25 protein-coding genes and 1 riboswitch are annotated in these 21,577 nt (G+C 35.1%); of the genes, 21 read left to right on the top strand and 4 right to left on the bottom strand.

Translation table 11 applies throughout. The annotated features are described in order from the left end of the window. Window positions 1-1,068: 1,068 nt before the first annotated feature. Window positions 1,069-1,278, bottom strand: a complete 210-nt coding sequence (locus NXS11_RS01355; RefSeq protein WP_259197997.1) for a hypothetical protein — start codon at window positions 1,276-1,278, stop codon at window positions 1,069-1,071. A 386-nt stretch (window positions 1,279-1,664) separates the two neighbouring features. Between NXS11_RS01355 and NXS11_RS01350 the strand changes: the two genes are divergently transcribed. The 18 genes from NXS11_RS01350 (at window position 1,665) to gcvPB (ending at window position 17,164) form a co-directional block, all read left to right on the top strand. Next, entirely contained in the window at window positions 1,665-3,701 is a 2,037-nt protein-coding gene (locus NXS11_RS01350; RefSeq protein WP_259197996.1) for a peptidoglycan D,D-transpeptidase FtsI family protein, read from the top strand. Window positions 3,702-3,869: 168 nt separating this feature from the next. Further along, window positions 3,870-4,019: a 50S ribosomal protein L33 gene (gene rpmG, locus NXS11_RS01345; RefSeq protein ID WP_044358954.1), complete on the top strand. Its 150-nt coding sequence runs from the start codon at window positions 3,870-3,872 to the stop codon at window positions 4,017-4,019. Window positions 4,020-4,552: 533 nt separating this feature from the next. Then, on the top strand, window positions 4,553-5,107 hold the full coding sequence (locus NXS11_RS01340) for a 5-formyltetrahydrofolate cyclo-ligase (protein WP_259197994.1): 555 nt from the start codon (window positions 4,553-4,555) through the stop codon (window positions 5,105-5,107). A 1-nt stretch (window position 5,108) separates the two neighbouring features. Further along, the gene (locus tag NXS11_RS01335) at window positions 5,109-6,548 is read left to right on the top strand and encodes a rhomboid family protein (RefSeq protein WP_259197993.1); all 1,440 of its coding nucleotides are present in this window, start codon (window positions 5,109-5,111) and stop codon (window positions 6,546-6,548) included. Window position 6,549: 1 nt separating this feature from the next. Then, a complete protein-coding gene (locus NXS11_RS01330) occupies window positions 6,550-6,753 on the top strand; it encodes a YqgQ family protein (protein WP_259197992.1) in 204 nt (67 codons plus the stop codon). Then, window positions 6,750-7,730: an ROK family glucokinase gene (locus tag NXS11_RS01325; protein WP_259197991.1), complete on the top strand. Its 981-nt coding sequence runs from the start codon at window positions 6,750-6,752 to the stop codon at window positions 7,728-7,730. The genes NXS11_RS01330 and NXS11_RS01325 overlap by 4 nt, the downstream gene beginning before the upstream one ends. Window positions 7,731-7,737: 7 nt before the next feature. Next, on the top strand, window positions 7,738-8,049 hold the full coding sequence (locus tag NXS11_RS01320) for an MTH1187 family thiamine-binding protein (protein WP_103357705.1): 312 nt from the start codon (window positions 7,738-7,740) through the stop codon (window positions 8,047-8,049). A 25-nt stretch (window positions 8,050-8,074) separates the two neighbouring features. Beyond that, window positions 8,075-8,695: an MBL fold metallo-hydrolase gene (locus NXS11_RS01315; protein ID WP_259197990.1), complete on the top strand. Its 621-nt coding sequence runs from the start codon at window positions 8,075-8,077 to the stop codon at window positions 8,693-8,695. A 251-nt stretch (window positions 8,696-8,946) separates the two neighbouring features. Beyond that, the gene (comGA, locus tag NXS11_RS01310) at window positions 8,947-9,921 is read left to right on the top strand and encodes a competence type IV pilus ATPase ComGA (RefSeq protein WP_259197989.1); all 975 of its coding nucleotides are present in this window, start codon (window positions 8,947-8,949) and stop codon (window positions 9,919-9,921) included. After that, window positions 9,911-10,957: a competence type IV pilus assembly protein ComGB gene (gene comGB / locus NXS11_RS01305; RefSeq protein ID WP_259197988.1), complete on the top strand. Its 1,047-nt coding sequence runs from the start codon at window positions 9,911-9,913 to the stop codon at window positions 10,955-10,957. The genes comGA and comGB overlap by 11 nt, the downstream gene beginning before the upstream one ends. A 12-nt stretch (window positions 10,958-10,969) precedes the next feature. After that, on the top strand, window positions 10,970-11,290 hold the full coding sequence (gene comGC, locus NXS11_RS01300; protein ID WP_259197987.1) for a competence type IV pilus major pilin ComGC: 321 nt from the start codon (window positions 10,970-10,972) through the stop codon (window positions 11,288-11,290). After that, on the top strand, window positions 11,268-11,711 hold the full coding sequence (gene comGD / locus NXS11_RS01295; RefSeq protein ID WP_259197986.1) for a competence type IV pilus minor pilin ComGD: 444 nt from the start codon (window positions 11,268-11,270) through the stop codon (window positions 11,709-11,711). Before comGC ends, comGD begins: the two co-directional genes overlap by 23 nt. Next, a complete protein-coding gene (locus tag NXS11_RS01290; RefSeq protein WP_259197985.1) occupies window positions 11,708-12,001 on the top strand; it encodes a hypothetical protein in 294 nt (97 codons plus the stop codon). Before comGD ends, NXS11_RS01290 begins: the two co-directional genes overlap by 4 nt. Before the next feature lie 118 nt (window positions 12,002-12,119). After that, a complete protein-coding gene (locus NXS11_RS01285; protein ID WP_259197984.1) occupies window positions 12,120-12,392 on the top strand; it encodes a competence type IV pilus minor pilin ComGF in 273 nt (90 codons plus the stop codon). Between the two features lie 165 nt (window positions 12,393-12,557). Further along, the gene (locus NXS11_RS01280) at window positions 12,558-13,082 is read left to right on the top strand and encodes a shikimate kinase (RefSeq protein WP_259197983.1); all 525 of its coding nucleotides are present in this window, start codon (window positions 12,558-12,560) and stop codon (window positions 13,080-13,082) included. Continuing rightward, window positions 13,069-13,165: riboswitch (glycine riboswitch) on the top strand. Its footprint overlaps the gene before it by 14 nt. A gap of 80 nt (window positions 13,166-13,245) precedes the next feature. Then, entirely contained in the window at window positions 13,246-14,337 is a 1,092-nt protein-coding gene (gene gcvT / locus NXS11_RS01275) for a glycine cleavage system aminomethyltransferase GcvT (protein WP_259197982.1), read from the top strand. A 12-nt stretch (window positions 14,338-14,349) separates the two neighbouring features. Next, window positions 14,350-15,696 carry an aminomethyl-transferring glycine dehydrogenase subunit GcvPA gene (gene gcvPA, locus NXS11_RS01270; RefSeq protein ID WP_259197981.1) on the top strand — a complete coding sequence of 449 codons (1,347 nt, stop codon included), beginning with the start codon at window positions 14,350-14,352 and terminating at the stop codon, window positions 15,694-15,696. Continuing rightward, on the top strand, window positions 15,689-17,164 hold the full coding sequence (gcvPB, locus tag NXS11_RS01265; protein ID WP_259197980.1) for an aminomethyl-transferring glycine dehydrogenase subunit GcvPB: 1,476 nt from the start codon (window positions 15,689-15,691) through the stop codon (window positions 17,162-17,164). Before gcvPA ends, gcvPB begins: the two co-directional genes overlap by 8 nt. A gap of 246 nt (window positions 17,165-17,410) precedes the next feature. On the opposite strand, the gene NXS11_RS01260 is transcribed toward gcvPB, so the two are convergent. After that, the gene (locus NXS11_RS01260) at window positions 17,411-17,797 is read right to left on the bottom strand and encodes a rhodanese-like domain-containing protein (protein ID WP_259197979.1); all 387 of its coding nucleotides are present in this window, start codon (window positions 17,795-17,797) and stop codon (window positions 17,411-17,413) included. A 127-nt stretch (window positions 17,798-17,924) separates the two neighbouring features. Here NXS11_RS01260 and lipM point away from each other — a divergent pair, with 127 nt between their 5' ends. Beyond that, window positions 17,925-18,755, top strand: coding sequence for an octanoyltransferase LipM (gene lipM / locus NXS11_RS01255; RefSeq protein WP_259197976.1), 831 nt, complete (start codon window positions 17,925-17,927; stop codon window positions 18,753-18,755). 103 nt (window positions 18,756-18,858) lie between these two features. Here the strand turns inward: lipM and NXS11_RS01250 are convergent, their stop codons facing one another. Both NXS11_RS01250 and NXS11_RS01245 read right to left on the bottom strand, forming a co-directional pair. Beyond that, entirely contained in the window at window positions 18,859-19,089 is a 231-nt protein-coding gene (locus tag NXS11_RS01250; protein ID WP_259197974.1) for an SA1362 family protein, read from the bottom strand. Between the two features lie 15 nt (window positions 19,090-19,104). Beyond that, a complete protein-coding gene (locus tag NXS11_RS01245) occupies window positions 19,105-19,710 on the bottom strand; it encodes a hypothetical protein (protein ID WP_259197973.1) in 606 nt (201 codons plus the stop codon). A gap of 91 nt (window positions 19,711-19,801) precedes the next feature. On the opposite strand from NXS11_RS01245, the gene NXS11_RS01240 reads away from it, so the two are divergent. After that, window positions 19,802-20,872 (top strand): M24 family metallopeptidase, encoded by a 1,071-nt coding sequence (locus NXS11_RS01240; protein ID WP_259197972.1) that lies wholly within the window; start codon window positions 19,802-19,804, stop codon window positions 20,870-20,872. An 18-nt stretch (window positions 20,873-20,890) separates the two neighbouring features. Beyond that, entirely contained in the window at window positions 20,891-21,448 is a 558-nt protein-coding gene (gene efp, locus NXS11_RS01235) for an elongation factor P (protein ID WP_259197970.1), read from the top strand. Window positions 21,449-21,577: the final 129 nt, after the last annotated feature.

Genomic DNA, 21,577 nt, shown 5'->3' with positions numbered 1-21,577 from the left:
AGGTTAACGAAATAATCCATAGCAGAAAAGGAGAGACAAAACTTATCAATCAATACTATTGCTTCGTATGAAAAAGCATTTAAAGTATTAGCAGATTATTTGGAAAGTAGAGTAAATCCCTTTTTAACTGACACCAAAAGATGCAAAAGACTTTGTCGACTATTTGATTCACAGTAGACAATATTACAAAAATAAAATGAGGAACACAGGAGTATCTGTTGGTCTATAACCGTCTACAGTTAATGCGTACTTGCGACAATATAAATCTGCTTACAATTTGTTTATAATGACTGCTATATCATTTTCAGGGAAAGAAAACTCTGTTTCGATTAGCAAAGTAAGTTGAGACATGTTATACTCTTAATATATATAAAGCACTCCTATCTATTGTTTTTGTGGTTACTAACAATTATACGGGAAGTGCTTTATTTTTTTAATCAATATCCTTAAAAAACCTTGATTAAATGTTTTACACACCTAATCAAGGTTTTTGAGGGAGCTGAGCAGTTATGTCTCAGCCTCTTAATATAATCATTTATTCAATTCTTTTACTAAATTGTTGAACGCATTTAATGCGTCTTTATCCCATTTAATATTTTGTCGTATATAATCTAAATATAATGTTGTCATGTTCATTGAAATAAGATACGCACAGTAAGTAATATTATCCGCATATTGAAAATCTAACATTCTATCTATAATAATATCTTCAGGACTAATAACGTAAAAATATTGGTCTTCTAATTCAATCTTTCGTAATCTTTCATATGATTCACTAAATTCTAAAGCCGTATCAACTATATCTACTGCGACTCCTGTGTGTTCGTGAAAGAATATTCTAGACTCTTTGTTAAATCCTAGTTCTAATAAAAGTTCATTCTAATACTAGCAGACGTTACAAAATCAATATCTCTAGTTATATAACTACTATCGGTATAAAATTCTAAAGATAGCCCTCCGACAACTATGGGCTTATTCCTTTTATGAGGATGATTATCTAATTTATCCATTAACAGAGTTAAAATTGCTGCGACACGATACATGTTTTCTGTCAAACTAAAATCGAGATTAATTAGATTTAATTGTTTCTTTGCGTCTAGAATTAAATCGTTCTTCAAATTCAACTAATAATCTAGCTTTATCAGGATTTTTTCTTGGTTTATCAAATTTTCTTTTGCCAAGTTCAAAATCTTTAAAAATGGCTTGTGTCACTTTTAAAGCAACTTCTTTATTTTCTTGTATGTATTTTGTTTGGTCTTCAAATTTGATTGTTAGCATGATATCACCTAACTTACTAATTTGGTTATTTACTAATTTAATTGTACATATAACAGTGAAATGTTACAACAATACAAATTGATATATGATTTTCATTTCATAATTACCATTGAATTCTAAGTCATTATATCCGGTCTTTAACCTGATAAACACATCATCATGCGCATTGTATTTGTAGCAGGGACAGATCTTGAAGAATGGCGCTTCTCAGCTGACCCCCTAAACTTTCCAATCATCAACGCTTAATTCGTCATCCCAGAAAGTATTTTATTTATTCGTAATGATAGATGAAATTTCTTTGGTGTTTTTCAATAAAATATTAGCCAAATAGCCAAATTTCATATATCATTTTATTATGAAATCTGTGCGAATAGAGGTAGGTTGTGTTGTTAAAACGTTTAAAAGAAAAAACGAATGATGAGAAAATGCGCACTCGCATGAATCAGCGCATTAATTTTATCTTTGGCGTAATTATATTTGCCTTTGTTGCAATCGTGTTAAGGCTAGGCTATCTACAAATTGCACAAGGCTCACATTATAGTCAAATGATTCGCGAAAGTGAGAATGTTACAGTCAATGAATCTGTACCAAGGGGGCGCATCTTGGATCGTAATGGTCGTGTGATTGTAGACAATGCTTCTAAAAAAGCAATCACGTATACCCGCGGCAAAAAGACGAATCAAGAAGAAATATTAGACACTGCAAAACGTCTGGCAAAACTCATCAAGATGGATACAAAGAAAATAACAGAGCGCGACAAGAAAGACTTTTGGATTACTACACATCCAGATGAGGCTCAAAAGCGTATGAAAAAGGAAGCCGTGTTATACAAAAATGGAGATATTTCTCAAGAAGATTATGATCAAAAGTTACGTGATAAGATTACTGAGAAAGATCTTAAAAAATTAAGCAAAAATGATCTTCAAGTATTAGCGATTTATCGAGAAATGATGCAAGGTAGTACACTCAGTCCTAGAACAATCAAAAATGAAAATGTCTCTGATAAAGAGTATGCGATCGTATCACAACAGCTTTCTAAATTACCCGGGGTCAATACCACAATGGATTGGGATCGTAAATATCCATATGGCAATTCACTGAGAGGGATTTTGGGCAGTGTCTCAACACCAGAAGAGGGCTTGCCAAAAGAATTGACGAATTACTATTTATCTAAAGGATATTCACGCAATGACCGTGTTGGTAAAGGTTATCTTGAATTTCAATATGAAAGTATTTTACGTGGTAAGAAGAAAGAAATGCGTTATACAACAGACAAATCAGGCGCCATTATTGATTCAGAAGTTGTAAACAACGGATCTCGAGGCGATGATCTCGTACTCACAATTGACATGAAGCTACAACAAAAAGCTGAAGAATACTTAGAAAAACATATTAGTAAATTGCGCAGTGAAGGTGCTGTCAATATGGATTCTGCATTACTTGTTGTGCAAGATCCAAATAATGGTGACATATTGGCACTTGCTGGTAAACAAATTGATAGAGATGGTAGCTTAACCGACTTTGATATCGGTACATTTACAACACAATATGCTGTTGGTTCATCTGTCAAAGGAGGAACTTTACTCGCAGGCTATCAAAATCATGCAATTAAACCAGGTGATGTCATGGTAGATGAACCATTGACTTTCCAAGGTGGCTTAACAAAGAGATCATACTTCAACAAAAACGGAAGTCGTCAAATTGATGATACGCAAGCATTAATGCACTCATCTAACGTATATATGTTTAAAACAGCATTAAAAATTGCAGGTATTGAATATTATCCAGGTATGCCACTACCTGAAGACATTACAGTCGCAGGACAGAAGTTACGTAAAGGGCTTAACCAAGTAGGACTAGGTGTTAAGACTGGGATTGACCTGCCTAACGAAGTAACAGGTCAAATCGAACCTTTAAAAGATAACCCTGGTAACTATCTCGACTTAGCAATTGGTCAATATGATACTTATACACCGTTGCAACTCGCACAATATGTTTCAACGATTGCAAATGGTGGAGATCGTATACAACCACATATTGGTAAAGAGATTCGTCAAGCAACGCGCGATAATGAGATTGGACCTGTCAAACATAAGATAACAGGAAAAGTACTCAATCATGTCAATAACACACCCGCTCAAATAAAACAAGTTCAACAAGGGTTTGATATGGCATTCAATGAATCACAAGGTACAGGTTACCAAAGCTTCAGTAAAACAAAAGTACGCTCTGCAGGTAAAACAGGGACTGCTGAAGTATTCCAAGATGGGGAACCGCGTGTTAACTCAACCTATATTGGCTATGCACCAGCAGATAATCCCAAAATAGCCTTCTCTATTGTTTATACAAACCAACCCGTTCCAGAACCTTGGTTGAACGGTGGTGATTTAGGGCGAGATATTATTAATTATTATTTCGACTAGTATTAGACAGTTTAAACGTGTAGCAACTCAGTCAAATGAGATAATAGCTGCACGTTTTCTTATTCTATAACCCGATTACAGAATCAAATGAAATTAATACTTTTCAATTTAACAAGAAAATGATATGATAATAAAGTCGTATTTTGAAGAAAGATTAGGAGGGGTAATATGCGCGTAAACGTAACGCTTGCATGTACAGAATGTGGAGACCGTAATTATATCTCTACTAAAAATAAAAGAAATAACCCAGAACGTATCGAAATGAAAAAATTCTGTGCACGTGAAAACAAACAAACATTACACCGTGAAACAAAATAATGTCATCTTGGGCTAGAGCATCAATGTGTTCTAGTCTTTTATTATATTTTCTAGTTATTCATTAAACTTTGACAGAAACATTTATAGAAACACTTATCCAAAGCAAATGACGATGTAGAATCCCGTATTATCGAGGGAATAGCCTTTTTGTTAAATAAAAGTCTATTCCATAACCTTTTTCTTCAAAAATTATTTAGCTTGTTTTATAATATGTTTTGAGGTTGGGACAAAAACATCTACCAGATTCATAGCACATAATTAATGATGTCTCAGTCCTAATATTAAATAGAAAGGATGGTCATTACTATGGCAGAGAAAAAAGGATCAATCTCAGGTCGTGTTGTTGAAACAGTTGAAGGCAAAATCAAAGGAACTGCTAAAGATACAACTAAGAAAAAATAATATCTTTTTACCTATCAGTGTAGACGATTTTCGTTTTACGCTGATAGGTTTTTTTATCATATACATGTTACGATATTCATGACACATATAATTGGGCACGTTATAATAGAAATAGAATTGGGGTTAGAACTATGATAAAAAAAGAGTTGCGACAACAAACTTTGAAACGCATGCGCACAATGGATGTTTATGTCAAAGAACGGGCTGATGAATGGTTACGAAAACAATTAGTTGCACACACTTTCTATAAAAATGCAAATCATATCGGTATTTTTTTATCCATGTCGCATGAAGTGACAACGGATCCAATTATTGAGCAAATGTTACGTGACAACAAACAAGTTTATGTACCAGTGACGAATTACACTACTAAGTCTATGAATTTTCAAGAATTAGATGACTTATCAAAAGTTATGCTAGATGAAAAAGGTATTCGTTATCTAACAGAGGATACACAAACACTTAACGCATTAGATTTGGTAATTGTACCTGGCGTCGCTTTTAACCATGAAGGGTATCGCATTGGCTACGGAGGTGGCTATTTCGATCGCTATCTTAATACATACAATGTAAGAACAATCAGTTTAATCTATGACTTTCAGCTGAATAAGCATATCCCAGTGGAACCACATGACCATCCAGTTGATAAACTCATCATTGCAAAAACTTCAAAACATGGAGGATAACATGACAAACAAAAAAGATATTTGGAAAGCGAGTTATATATGGATGCGCTACTATGGCTACAGGTGTGTTCATTATGACAAAGAAAAGCAAGAAATCTGGCTAGCTAATAAAACTAAACAGCGTATCGCAATATTTAAAAGTGGTGAACACACATCACAATCACTCGCATTTGATAAACAGCGTATTTTAGAACATCAAAATGATATTAATGATTTTTTAAAAATGACGATTACACACTATGATGTCTATTTCTTCACAGATAAACCTTTTAATTCGGTATCATTAAACGAACGTGAACCTTTACAACTTAAGTTTTATGCGATTGAAAATATGCAAATGCTGACTAAGAAAATGACCAATCCCATCGCTAAAAGGCATCTTTTAACTAACGATAATAAACCTAGTCATACGTATAAAAAACGTGTCTTAAATCAAAATCCGATTGAATATGCTATGTATTATTTTACGCCAGCCACTTATAGCTTAATTTCAATCAATATTCTTATATGGATAATTATTACGTGGCTTTTACCACACAGCTCAGACATCGAGATTATTAATTTAGGCGCGCTTGCACATTTCAATGTCGTTCATGGCGAATGGTATCGTTTAATCTCCTCAATGTTTTTACATTTAGACATCGAGCATTTAATTTTAAATATGATGTCGCTTTATATTTTTGGAAAGCTCATTGAATCCTACACAAGTTCGTTAAAAACGATAGGCATTTACTTTTTTACCGGTATAATGGGAAATCTAGTAACACTTGCCTTTATTACAAATAGTTTTTCTGTAGGAGCGAGTGGTGCTATTTTCGGTCTGTTAGGTGCATTGATTGCAATGTTAACAATCAGCCAATTGTATGACCGGAAAACGATCTTACAATTACTAGCAGCAGCTGTTTTTATGGCCGTTATTTCTTTACTGGTACGCAATGTTAATATCGTAGCACATTTAGGTGGATTAATCGGTGGTATCATCATCGTTTATCTCACGCATTTCTATCACACGTACAGAAAAGGATTTTATTGGTTAGTGGCCGGAACAATAGTATTAATCGTCTCGTTATTAGTTAAAACATTTATGACACCCGACGAAAATATTTACAATCATATCATTCAGGATGAGATGAATAGCAATCACTATAGTGAAGCTAAGAATATGGTCAAACAAACAATTGACAATAATTATGCAGATGATATGACATATTATTTATCAGGTATGATTACTGCTGCACAAGACTCCAAGGCAGAAGCATTAGCGGAATGGGAGCGAGGCCTACGCATATTTCCAGATTCTGTCCAACTTAACTATATTATGGCCATCACAAATCGTTCACTGGGGGACGAAAAAAGTGCCCGAAAGTTCATTAATAAAGCGTCAAAACTAGCACCGCAAAACGAAAATGTTAAAATTTTAAAACGAGAGTTGGATGCTTAAAATGGAAACAAGATTAAATACATTTTATGATGTACAGCAACTATTGAAAAAATTTGGTTTTATTATTTATTTTGATGATAAAGCCGATATGTTAGAAATGATTGAACAAGAGTTAATGTCTCTATTTAAACATCAACTTATATCAAGAGATCAGTTTCTACAATCCCGCCATATTGTGAATGAAAGAAGGTTGAACCGCTTATGACTAAAAATTTAATATTTGCTGCTGACATTGGTGGTACAACATGCAAATTGGGCATCTTTGATCAAAACTTAAAGCGGCTCAAAAATTGGGCGATCAAAACAGATACGTCAGATCCAACTGGACGTCAATTACTCAAAGGCGTTTACAATGCTTTCATCGCAGAATGTGACATGTTAAATTATAAGTTAGAGGATGTCATCGGTATGGGAATCGGCGTACCTGGACCGGTGGATTTTGAAGCGGGTGTGGTAAACGGTGCGGTAAACCTAAACTGGCAAAGCAAAGTAAATGTCAAGGCACTAATGGAAGAGATGGTCGAGTTTCCAGTCATTGTTGATAACGATGCAAATATAGCTGCCCTGGGCGAGAAACATCTCGGTGCAGGGCAAGATGCCAATGATGTAGTAGCCATCACTTTAGGTACAGGTGTTGGCGGTGGCATTATATCAAATGGGAAAATCGTCCATGGTCATAATGGATCTGGTGCTGAATTAGGGCATATTCGAGTAGACCATGAACAACACTTTGATTGTAATTGCGGTAAAGCTGGATGTATTGAAACAGTCGCCTCAGCAACTGGTGTGGTAAACCTTGTATATCACTATCATCCTAAGCTCACGATACAGTCTCAGTTACGCCCAATGATTAGCAGCAAAGAAATCACAGCAAAAGATGTGTTTGATGCAGCCAAATCAGGGGATATATTCAGCCTGTTTATTGTTGAAAAAATTGCACAATATATAGGGTATTTAGCCAGTATTTTAAGTGTTACAACTAACCCTAAATACATTATTTTAGGTGGCGGTATGGCAGATGCCGGACACATTTTATTAGAAAATGTCAAAACAGCCTATAGTCAGTTCGCTTTTACCCCCTCTCAAGAAAATACAGAAATCGTATTAGCCCTGTTAGGTAACGAAGCAGGTATTGTTGGAGCGGCTGGCTTAATAAAAACTTATATTATAGAACAGGAGTAGATAGCAAATGGCAATTGTAGATGTAGTCGTTATACCAGTAGGAACAGAAGGACCAAGCGTCAGTCAATATATTGCGGAAATTCAAACGAAATTGGAAAGCTTTAAACAAGAAGGTAAAATCAATTATCAACTTACACCTATGAATACATTAATCGAAGGGGATTTAAAAGATTTGTTTGAAGTGATTCAAGCTATTCATGAATTACCGTTTAACAAAGGACTTGATCGCGTATGCACAAACATCCGTATTGACGATCGACGTGATATAGAACGTGAAATGAATGATAAGTTAGCATCTGTACAAAAACACTTGAAATAACAAATCATTTGATAGGAGAATGATCATGAAGCTATCGTATTTAACGCTTGGTTATGTTGATACAAATACTTATTTTGTTGAAAATGACTCAGAATTACTACTTGTGGATCCAGCCGGTGAAGCGAATAGAATTTTAGATAAGATTACGTCAATTAATAAAACTTTAATAGGTATTTTATTAACGCATGCCCATTTTGATCATATTGCAGCACTTGACGATATACTGGCACGATATAACGTACCAGTATATATACATCCAGAAGAAGTAGATTTTTTAACCGATCCACATAAAAATGGATCAGCTAAATTTAGTGGACATGGTTTGCCAATCATTACAAGCCAAGCACAGCCTAAGACCCTAAATGAAGGTGCATTCCAACTTGGTAAATTCGAAATAAAAGTATTGCATACGCCTGGTCATTCACCAGGAAGCTTGTCTTATGTATTTGATGATTTCGCAATTGTTGGTGATACACTATTTAATAACGGAATTGGACGTACTGATTTATACCTTGGTGATTATGAGACGTTAATAGATTCAATTCAAGACAAACTTTTTGACTTAGATGATACATTACCACTATATCCCGGTCATGGTCCGTCTACAACAGTTGAAGACGAATATATGAATCCTTTTTTAACCTAATTTAGCTGTTCAGCTTCTGTGACGAAAAGATAACGATACGTACCTAGTTTTATTGTTATTATCGTTCCAGTTAAGTTGACATAGCTGTTTTCATTTAGCGCGCAGTCCATAGTGATTGTGCGCTTTTTACATATTTGAAAAGGCAGAATGGTTTATCATGTCATCTCACCATAAAATGATATAGAACTTTTTTTGCACATAACAAGTAATTCCATCACCTCTTGCGTGTATATGAGTAAGAGGTGATTTATATGCAGTTTTTACTGGACACTGTGCTGCAACATGCTTTATGCAAAAGCGCGTCAGACGTTCATTTTATTCCAACGCCTGAACATGTAGAGGTGAAATTACGTATCAAGGACCAACTGACACGTTATGACACATTAAACTTAGACACTTACCAGCGCTTATTGACATTGCTAAAATTCCAAGCAGGCTTAGACGTTTCATCGCGTCATAGAGCTCAGAGTGGTCGTTACATCTATCATTACAAAGACCTATACTATTTACGTGTATCTACATTACCTTTGAACCTTGGAACAGAAAGCTGTGTCATCCGAATTACGCCACAATATTTTCAAAACATCTCACTCAAGAGTACCGCAGACATTTCTAAGCTGATGGAGAAAAAACAAGGTTTAATCTTATTTAGCGGTCCTACTGGTGCTGGTAAGAGTACTTTGATGTATCAGATGGTACTGTATGCCAAGCAAGAACTAAACCTTAATATTATCACGATTGAAGACCCCGTGGAACAATTATTGAATGGTGTAACTCAAATTTCTGTTAATGAAAAAGCTGATATTACTTATAGTGCGTCGTTAAAGGCCATATTACGCTGCGATCCAGATGTAATTTTAATCGGTGAAATACGAGATGCTAAGATTGCACGCGAAGTCATTCAAGCAAGCCTAAGCGGTCACCTTGTCTTGTCTACGATTCATGCTAATGATTGTCAAGGCGTGCTCTTAAGGCTAATCGAAATGGGAATCTCTTACCAAGACTTATTGCAATCGACCAACTTAATCGTCAATCAACGTCTCGTTACAACAACCAACCAGCAACGACAACTCGTATACGAAACAATGCTCAATGATGATATTCAATATTTTTTGTCCAATGATTTTCAATTGCCCGATACATTTACGACACTTGCGGACAAACTAAGTTTATTAAAAAAAGAAGGCGTGATTGATGCTGCAACAGTTCGAAAATATGAAAAGTAGAAAGGCCCTTGCATGTATTAAAGCGAATCATTTGTTAATCATTGATCGGACAAATCAATTAATAAAGCATGGCTTTACGTTCTTAGAGGCCATCACATTCGTTTATGAACAACTCAATATTACTGATACTCGCTTTAATGATAAATTTTCCGAGACCTTACAAAAGGGAGCTTCTTGCTATGAAATATTTAAATTATTGAGGTATCCACAAACAATATTGATGCAGTTATACTTTGCCGAAAAATATAGCGAATTATCTGCTACATTAACGCAATGTTATACTTATTACGAAAAACATAAAGCATTGAAGTTACAATTCATTAAAGCTGTACAATATCCAATCACTCTGCTCATTATTTTTCTTTTACTTGTTATGACGTTAAATGCAACAGTCCTTCCCGAATTTGAACATATGTATGCAACTATGGATGTACAGGGGTCTTTCTTGCAAACTTTTTTAAAAGCATTTATCACAAATTTTCCACTTGTATTTTTGACTTCATCACTTATTTCTCTTTTTAGCATTTATCTATTTCAACGTTGGTTAAATAAGCAACCTATGCAAAAACAAATCTATATTCTTACACATATTCCCATCTTCAAACGATACTTTCGTTTATTTATCACATATCAAATGTCTCAACAGTTTGTACTCTTTTTCAAAAATGGCATCAAACTTAATGACATTGTTCAAATATATTTACAACAAGACGAAAACCTTTTTCTCAATTATATTGGTGAAACTTTAAAAAGCGAAATTCAAAAAGGGGAGCGCTTCTCTGATATCTTAATGAATTTAAATTGCTTTGAACAAAATTTCATTACCTATATTGAACAAGGTGAAAAAAGAGATAAACTCGACATTGAGTTGATTGTTTACAGTAATTTTATTATGGATCATATTCAATCATTCATTCAGCGTCATATTAAATTAATTCAACCTATTATGTTTGCAGTTATTGGTTTATTAATTATGTCCGTTTATCTCGTCATGATGTTACCTGTATTCGAAATGATGCAGACAATACAACAATAGGAGTGATTCATAATGAAACAATTATTAGTCAAATTGCGTCAAAACAAGGCATTTACACTGATTGAAATGTTACTCGTCTTACTAATTATCAGTGTCTTATTGATTCTTATTATTCCTAATATCGCAAAGCAATCTGATTATATTCAACAAACGGGATGCAAAGCACAAATACGTCTTGTAGATAGTCAAATCGAAGCTTATACATTAAAATTCAATCACAAGCCTGATTCCATCGATAATCTAGTGTCAGAAGGTTACATTAAAGAAAACCAGAAAAATTGTAAATCTGGTGAAACCATTACGATAAGAAATGGTGAAGCAGTTGCATCATAGAAGCGGTTTTACACTTGTTGAAATGTTGATCGTTTTAGCTATTATTTCAATAATGCTCTTTATCACAGTCACAAACCCAATCAAGCTCTATACACCACAAAATATCGATGATCAAATCACGCTTTTAACGAGTAAAATTGATTATTATCAAGCGTTAGCAATCAAGAAAAAGAAAACTGTGCTCATCGCATTTCGCTCTGGAAGTAATACAATGCGAATTGAGATACAAAACGAACGGGAGAACCGTATTATTTCTCTCAATCCTTTGCAACTAGAACCAACTAGCAATCTAAATTACATCGCTTTTAACCGTACAGGAGAGATTATGAAATTTGGAAAGCTCAATTTTAAATACGGATCACAGCATTTTTCAATTATATTTCACATTGAACAAGGGAGGTATCGTATCATAAAGCAATGAATCGTTCTGCTTATACTTTATTAGAAGCACTTTTTGCTTTTTTCTTAGTATCATTACTCAGTTTTTCAACATTACCACTTTTACATCAACTAGCGTTAACCTATCAAGACAATATAGACGAATTAGATCTTAAGCGCACATTGTATTTTTATTTAAAAGAAAATACTTTAGAAGGACGAATGCAATTTGATCGTTATGTCATTAATCACACACATCAAAACATTTGTATTACGAACATACAAAACAACAAAACATATTGTCATCAATCAGCACGGGTTTACCATGATTGAATCTCTACTATCCCTTTATATCCAACTTCTTATTTTATTATTGCTTCCCATTCTCATTCTATCGTTAACTAATTTTCGTCATGCATTTTTAGAAGACCAGACATATATACAAGAATTAATGGCGAAAGAAATTGGATCAACACTACATGATTCACGTGTCAGAAATGTAAATGTCACAAACCATTACTTAGAAATCAGACAAAATAATGCAGTATATACCTATCGTCTTCGCAATTTAAAACTAATTAAACAGGTCAATTACAAAGGGAATATAACGGTATTAAATCAAGTGAGAAACGTGAATTTTACAAAAGTTGGACGCAAAAATATAAAAATAGATATTCTAGTAAAGGTAGGAGATAAATGGATTGAAAAAAGTTTTATTGTCTAAAAATGCTTTTACTTTACCACTTCTATTTATCATTTTTAGTGCATATATTTTATTCATCACTTTCTTTATCAGCATTTATAGCTTAAAATTAAATACATTACATGCACTTTCAGATTATTATCAAAATGAAATAGAAGTTTCTCTATCTTCAAAAGAGGTGACACAGTGAAAATTAAAAAACGCCCCGTCCTACTAATTGGCTTTATGGGTGCTGGAAAGTCTACAGTTGGTCAAGCACTGAGCAAGCGCAATCAGTGTAGTTTTATTGACTTAGACCAGTATATTAGCAAGTGTGAAAAGAGAACTATCCCTGAAATATTCGAACAAGATGGAGAACTGGGATTTCGATTGTATGAATTTCAATATTTAAAACAAGCCTTGAAAAACTATGATATTATCGCAACCGGCGGCGGTATCATTTCTTTTGATCAAACATTTAACTTCTTAAAAACAGTCGATGCTGATATTATATGGTTAGATGCACCCTTTCCAGATTTATATCAGCGTATTAAAAATGATAGCAATCGACCAAATGTCAAAAGTAAAGATGCGCGCGCAGTAAAACACTTGTATTCATCGCGTCTTTCACGATATAATGAAATCGCATTCATTAAGATAACAACAAAGGAAACGCTTACACAGACACTTAGTGAAATTGAAAATGTATTGTTTGCGAATGATCAATATTAGAGAGAATGGCTATGTGTCATCGCCGAAGGAGCAAATAATGTTGTCATTATGAAACTCTCAGGCAAAAGGATAATATTGTGACGCATTCCTGAAGGGATTTCAACAGGGACGTATTTTGTAATCGGAATACGTCTCTGTTTTATTATTTATAGGAGGGTATGTTATGACACAAGAATTAAAGCAAACACCATTGTATCAAGAATATGTTGATGCAGGTGCAAAAATTGTAGAGTTTGGTGGCTGGGCAATGCCTGTACAATTCTCAAGTATTAAAGAAGAACATAATGCAGTACGTTCTAAAGTAGGCTTATTTGATGTCAGTCATATGGGTGAAATTCTAATTGAAGGGGAGCAAGCACTAGAATTAGTTCAATATGTACTCTCAAATGATACCGATTTACTTACGGAAGATAAAGCACAGTATACATGTCTATGTAACGAACAAGGTGGCGTGATTGATGACCTTGTTGCATACAAACTAAATGACCATAAAGTCTTGCTCGTTGTGAATGCAGCGAATACCGAAAAAGATTTTAATTGGATTGTTGAACACACTTCAAATTTCAACGCTAAGGTTACGAATGTATCTTCTGAATATGGTCAATTGGCTATTCAAGGTCCAGAGGCTCGTAAAATTGTTCAAGAAAGTACAGATGTTGACGTAAGCGAAATGCGTATGTTTGAATTCAAACAAGATGTTACTGTATTTGGTAAAAATGTTATCTTATCTCAATCTGGATATACAGGTGAAGATGGCTTTGAAATCTACTGTGCAAGTGAAGATGTCGTTGCACTTTGGAAATCATTTTTACAACATGATGTGACACCGTGTGGTCTAGGCGCACGTGACACATTGAGATTAGAAGCCGGCTTACCATTACACGGTCAAGATTTATCTGAAGACATTACGCCATATGAAGGGGGCGTTGCATTTGCAGCAAAACCTCTAATCGATGCAGACTTCATTGGAAAAGCTGTACTCAAAGACCATAAAGAAAATGGCGCACCTAGACGAACTGTTGGTCTTAGAATGATTGACAAAGGCATTCCTCGCACAGGTTATCCAATTTTAGATACTGACGGCAATGAAATTGGGGTTGTCACTTCAGGTACGCAATCACCATCAACAGGTCATGCGATTGGTTTAGGTCTGATTCAACGTGACGCTTTTGAAATGGGCAAAGAAGTTGTTATTCAAGTTAGAAAACGTCAAGTGAAAGCACAAATTGTTAAGAAAAATCAAATAGAAAAATAAGGGGTGAAGGCATTGAGTCATCGTTATATTCCATTAACTGAAAAAGATGAAAAACAAATGTTAGAAACAATTGGTGTCGATTCTATACAAGAGTTATTCAGTGATGTTCCTCAAAATGTCTTGTTAGACCGAAATTTAGATATCGCTGATGCGGAATCAGAAACTCAATTATTAAAGCGTTTAAATCAAGTTGCAAGTAAAAATATTACAAAGGAAACTCACACAAGTTTTTTAGGCGCAGGGGTATATGATCACTATGCACCTTCAGTAGTTGATGCCATGATTTCTCGTTCAGAATTTTATACAGCCTATACACCATATCAACCAGAAATTTCACAAGGGGAGTTACAAGCTATTTTTGAATTCCAAACAATGATTTGTGAATTAACTGGTATGGATGTCGCAAACTCATCAATGTATGATGGTATGACAAGTTTTGCTGAAGCGTGTTTATTAGCGTGGGGTAAAACGAAAAAGAATAAAATTGTTGTTTCAAAAGGGCTACATTATCAAGCATTACAAGTACTACATACGTACTCAAACATACGTGAGCAATACGAAGTTGTAGAGGTAGACCTTGATGGCACGATTACTGACTTAGAAAAGTTACAAGCAGCAATCGATGATGATACTGCTGCAGTGGCTGTACAGTATCCTAACTTCTTCGGTTCTATTGAAGATTTAGAGAAAATTAAATCTTATATTGAAGGAACAAAAGCATTATTCATTGTATACGCTAACCCACTCGCACTTGGCTTATTAACGCCACCTGGAGAATTTGGTGCAGATATCGTTGTCGGGGATACACAAGTCTTTGGTATTCCGTCACAATTTGGCGGTCCTCACTGCGGTTATTTCGCAACAACGAAAAAATTAATGCGTAAAGTACCAGGTCGCCTTGTCGGTCAAACACAAGATGATGAAGGCAACCGAGGCTTCGTATTAACGTTACAAGCTCGCGAACAACATATCCGTCGTGAAACAGCAACATCAAACATTTGTTCAAACCAAGCGTTAAATGCACTCGCTTCATCTATCGCTATGTCTGCGTTAGGTAAACAAGGCCTGCAAGAAATCGCTGAACAAAATATGGAAAATGCCAACTATGCAAAAGATCAATTTAAAGCACGTGGATTCGAAGTCTTAGACGGTATTTCATACAATGAGTTCGTCGTAAAGTTCAATCAACCTATTTCTGATATCAATAAGCAGTTACTAGCGTTCAACATCATTGGTGGTTTTGATTTGAGTGTCGTTGATGCATCATTTGAGAATCACATGCTCGTTGCTGTAACAGAATTACGTACGAAAGCAGAAATTGATTATTTTGTAGAGAAAGCAGGTGAACTTAATGGTTAGTAAATCAAGCCCATTAATTTTTGAACGTTCAAAAGCTGGTCGCTATGCCTATTCATTACCTAAAAAAGAAATTAACAATGGCGTTGCACAAAAATTACTCGATGATAAGTTTATCCGTAAAAATAAAGCTGAATTCCCTGAAGTATCAGAGCTTGATCTTGTAAGACATTATACAGAGCTTTCGAATAAAAACTTTGGTGTGGACTCTGGTTTCTATCCACTCGGCTCTTGTACGATGAAATACAATCCTAAAATCAATGAGAAAGTAGCACGTATTGCCGGATTTACTGAATCTCATCCTTTACAAGAAGTGGATCAAGCACAAGGTTCTTTAGAAATTATCTACTCATTACAAGAAGAACTTAAAGAAATTACTGGTATGGATGAAATCTCATTGCAACCTGCTGCCGGCGCACACGGGGAATGGACTGCATTAATGATTTTCAAAGCATATCATATTAAAAATGGCGATACACAACGTAATGAGGTTATCGTGCCAGACTCAGCGCACGGTACAAACCCTGCGTCTGCGGTGTTTGCTGGTTTCAATGTCGTTACAGTAAAATCTAATGAAAAAGGCGAAGTAGACATCGATCACTTGAAAGAATTAGTGAGTGACAAAACAGCTGCAATCATGCTAACAAACCCGAATACATTAGGTATTTTTGAAACAAATATTATGGAAATTCGTGATATCGTTCATGAAGCTGGTGGTCTCTTATACTATGATGGCGCAAATTTAAATGCGATTATGGATAAAGTACGTCCTGGCGATATGGGATTCGATGCCGTTCATTTAAACTTGCACAAAACATTCACAGGACCTCATGGTGGTGGTGGCCCAGGTTCAGGTCCTATTGGTGTAAAAAAAGCATTACGCGAATTTTTACCAAAACCACTTGTAATTAAAAATGGCGATACATTTGAATATGATAATTCAATAGAAAACTCTATTGGGCGCGTAAAACCATTCTACGGTAACTTTGGTATTTACTTACGTGCCTACACATACATTCGTTCAATGGGCTATGAAGGTCTGAAAGAAGTATCGGAAGCAGCTGTACTTAATGCGAACTATATGAAAGCGCGTTTGAAAGAAACATTCGTCATCCCATTTGATCAATATTGTAAGCATGAGTTTGTATTAAGTGGTACAAAGCAGAAAAAATTAGGTGTGCGTACACTTGATATGGCTAAGCGCCTGTTAGACTTTGGCGTACATCCACCAACTGTATACTTCCCACTTATTGTTGAAGAAGGTATGATGATTGAGCCGACAGAAACAGAATCTAAAGAAACGTTAGATTATTTCTGCGACGCATTAATCCAAATCGCTAAAGAAGCAGAAGAAAATCCAGATATCGTCCTTGAAGCACCACATACAACAGTCATTGACCGCTTAGATGAAACTACAGCCGCACGTAAACCTGTCTTAAAATTTGAAGGATTAAAAGCTGAAAAAGAATAATTAGTGATATGAACAAAAACCTAACGTATTAGCAGCAATAAAGCTGACACGTTAGGTTTTTTATGGCTGTACAACTTCTATGGTGGAAAGATAAAGATAGATGTCTAGTTTCATTTATAAGTAGTTCCAGCTAGTTGAAATGGCCGCCTTCATTTTGCGCGCAGTCCATAGTGATTATGGTCTTTTCAAATACTAAAAAAGGCAGAATGACTCATTACGTCATCCCACCATAAAAATGTAAAACTTTTATTTTTTGGACTTCACTTTACCTGTCCATTTTTTATAGCCACCTTTAAGCATAAATAACTCACTGTAACCTTTACGCTTGAGCGTTCTCGCTGCTCTATAGCTTGCGATACCGTTTGCATCGACCAAATAGATAGGTTGATCTTTTCTCAACCCTTGATAGCGTTGGCGAAAAACAGTCATTGGAATATTTCTTGCACCTATAATATGCCCATAATCATAGTCTGCCTTTTCACGTAAATCAATAACCTGCGCCTTACGCAATCCTTGTTGAAATTCATCTTGGTTTAATTCCTTAACTGCTCGTTTATTTAGAATATATTGAATGACCATCCAAATAATTAGTGCAGCTAATATAATTAATATTGTTACTGCTGTATGACTCATCTTGCATCCTCCCTCAAATACCGATATTATTATTATAAGACTGATAAGATAAATTATCAAAATTTTTATGTTAAGATAACAACTGTAAAACTGATAATTTTTTCAAATGAATTTGGAGGCAATTATTGTGACAGAAACTTGGCATTTTATACATACAGGCAGTCATGATCCATACTATAATATGGCGTTAGATGAAGCGTTGCTCAATTTCGTCTCAAGAGGGGAGATCGATCCAGTTGTCCGCTTCTACACTTGGTCCCCCCCAACACTCTCTATAGGCTATTTTCAGCGCTTAACGAAAGAAATAGATATTGATAAAGTCAAAGAAAAAGGCTATGGCCTAGTCAGAAGACAAACTGGCGGGCGTGGCGTTCTACATGATAAAGAACTTACATACAGCGTTATCGTGCCAGAGTCACATCCAGACATGCCGACAACTGTTACAGAAGCATACCGTGTCATTTCATCTGGTCTGTTGGAAGGGTTCAAAGCATTAGGATTTGATGCATATTTTGCGATTCCACGCTCTAAAGAAGAACGCGAAAAACTCAAACAACCACGTAGTTCTGTTTGTTTTGATGCGCCGAGCTGGTACGAACTTGTTGTAGAAGGCAAAAAGATTGCTGGGAGTGCTCAAACACGACAAAAGGGCGTTATTTTACAACATGGCTCAATTCTTCAAGACGTGGATATTGATGACTTGTTTGATATGTTTATTTTTAAAAATGATCGCTTGAAAGATAAAATGAAAGCAGCTTTTGTAGAGAAGGCTATTGCAATTAATGACTTATCTGATAAATATATCACGTTAGAGCAAATGGAAGTTGCTTTTAAAAAAGGATTTCAACGAGGTTTAAATATTGACTTTAAGCCATTAGAACTTACAGAAGCACAGCTCGCAGAAGTCAAACAATTAGAAGAAAAATACCGTTCAACCGAATTTTTATATCGTAAATAAGATTTAAATACAAAAGACAGTACGCCAATTAGGAAGTGGGGATAGGTTTATCAAATGAGATTCCTGTTTCACTCCTCTTAATCAAGTACTGTCTTTTTTTGGTTTATTTACGACGACGATATTTCCATTTGTTTTTCCAAACAGCTTTTTTATATTTTCTTTGATCTTCAGTAAGAAAGAAAAAGAAATAGATGAGATAGATGACACCCACAACGACAAACATTGTGATAATAGTATTCATAATACTAAACAAAAATGCATCTAGATTCATTAAGAACCCAATTAACGCAACAAGTGCGATTAAAGTAAATATTATTTTTTGAAAAGTACTCATTAACAACAGCCTCCATTATTTATCTGTTTCTGCGTCGGATTTGACTTTAATGCTTACAAGTTCATGACGCCCTTTATTAATCATTGTGGCATCTTTATTTGCATAACCTTTTCTAATCGTTTCTAATGATTTGTGTATTTTTTGTTGCACGCCCTGAACTTCCTTATGTTGTTTTTTTACATTATCATCTTTTTTGACAACATCCAATCCTGCAATCGCATCTTGATATTGATCAACCGCTACATCGTGATCATCAATTACTGCGTCGAGTTTGCCTAATAGTTCTTTATTTTTTTTATTTTGAACAATATCTTTATCTAAAGATTGATAGGCATTAATAATACTCGTCACAGTGCTGAAGTATTCAGATGACGCATCATAATAACTCGCAATCTTATGATTCGTATTCGCTTGTTTCGTGTTTTTAGCATCCTTTTCTAACCCAGCTAACTGTTTTTCTTTTTTAGCATTTTCATTTTTTAACGATTGATTCTCCAACTTTAATTCGTGGTTTTTTTCTTGCAACTCTGTACTCTGCTCTTCTAACGGCAACAAGTTTTGACTACCACAAGCTGTTAGAAGCATGACTGACCCAAAACTTAAAAATAATAATCTTTTCATTTTAAACTCCTGTTTTGATGTTTTACGCTATACAAGATACTATTTTAAGGTATCATATAGATAAGTACAAATATTCTAGGAGGGGATTTTTTTGAAACATCGTATTGAAAAGGCTAGACAAATTTTAAAAGATCAACAACTGGATGCGTTACTCGTTCTCACGGACTTTAATCGCCGCTATTTATCTGGATTCACGGGAACTAGCGGGGCATTGCTTATCACAACATCAAAACAATATCTTTTCACGGATTTTCGTTATGTTGAACAAGCCTCAGCGCAAGCACAACACTATGAGATTATTCAGCAACAAGGGGACCTATATGACACAATGCTGAAATATATCAAACAAAACAGCTTGACTACACTTGGTTTTGAAGGTCATATCGTTTCATATGACACCTTTGTAACGTTAAATCAAGGCTCACATACACTCAAGCCAATTGGCCAAGCGATTGAACATATCAGAATGGTAAAAGATCAAGATGAAATTGCAGCCATTCAAAAAGCTGCAAATATCGTCGATGAAGCATATCAATATATATTAACAGTTGCTAAAGCAGGTATGACAGAAAAAGAACTTAAAGCACACTTAGAAAGTAAGATGCTGCACCTAGGAGCAGATGATACATCATTTGATACTATTGTGGCTTCCGGTAAGCGCGGCGCTTTACCACATGGTGTCGCTTCAGATAAGGTTATTGAATCTGGTGATATGGTAACGCTTGATTTTGGCGCATATTATCAAGGTTATGCTTCAGATATCACGCGAACATTTGCGGTAGGACAACCTTCAGACGAAATGATTCATATTTACGAGACTGTTCTAAAAGCACAAAAGACTGCTGTCGCAAGTATCCAAGCCGGTATGACTGGTAAAGAAATTGATCAGATTGCGCGAGACATTATTGCTGAAGCGGGCTATGGTGATTACTTTGGTCATTCATTGGGACATGGCATCGGCTTAGATATTCATGAATTACCAATGCTTTCTCCAAAATCAACCTATACTTTAGAACCTAATCACATCGTAACCATTGAACCTGGTATCTATGTTAATGGTCTGGGCGGTGTCCGCATAGAAGATGATATTTTAATTCAAGAAAATGGCGGTCAATGCTTTACTAATTCAACAAAAGACCTTATTATTTTAAAAGAAGAGTGATTCTGAGGAGGAAACTTAATGATTTCTGTAAATGATTTTAAAACAGGATTAACAATTTCAGTAGACAATGCTATTTGGAAAGTTCTAGAATTCCAACATGTAAAACCAGGTAAAGGGTCTGCATTTGTTAGATCAAAATTACGTAACTTACGTACAGGCGCAATTCAAGAAAAAACATTTCGTGCCGGTGAAAAAGTAGAACCAGCGATGATTGAAAATCGCCGTATGCAATATTTGTACGCTGATGGTGATAGCCATATTTTCATGGACAACGAAACATTCGAACAAACAGAATTATCAACTTCATACTTAGAATATGAATTAAAATTCTTAAAAGCGAATATGGACGTACACATTCAAACATACGAAGGTGAAACAATCGGTGTTGAATTACCGAAAACAGTTGAACTTGAAGTAACGGAAACAGAACCTGGAATTAAAGGGGATACTGCGACTGGTGCGACAAAATCTGCAACAGTTGAAACAGGCTATTCTTTAAACGTACCATTATTTGTTAATGAAGGAGACGTATTAGTCATCAATACTTCTGATGGTAGTTACGTATCTCGTGCATAATTACGAATCTGGGAGAGTCAAATATTTATTTGGTTTTCCCATTTTTTGCAGTTAACGATAGGATGTATTAAGCTATAAAGTCTCCAATAATGATTGATATATCGTTAATCATTTACGCAGGGAAAGCCC

Source organism: Staphylococcus americanisciuri, from assembly GCF_024814435.1.
Classification (GTDB): domain Bacteria; phylum Bacillota; class Bacilli; order Staphylococcales; family Staphylococcaceae; genus Staphylococcus; species Staphylococcus americanisciuri.
Note: the sequence above shows the minus strand (reverse complement) of the source record. Positions and strands in the feature narration are given on the sequence as shown.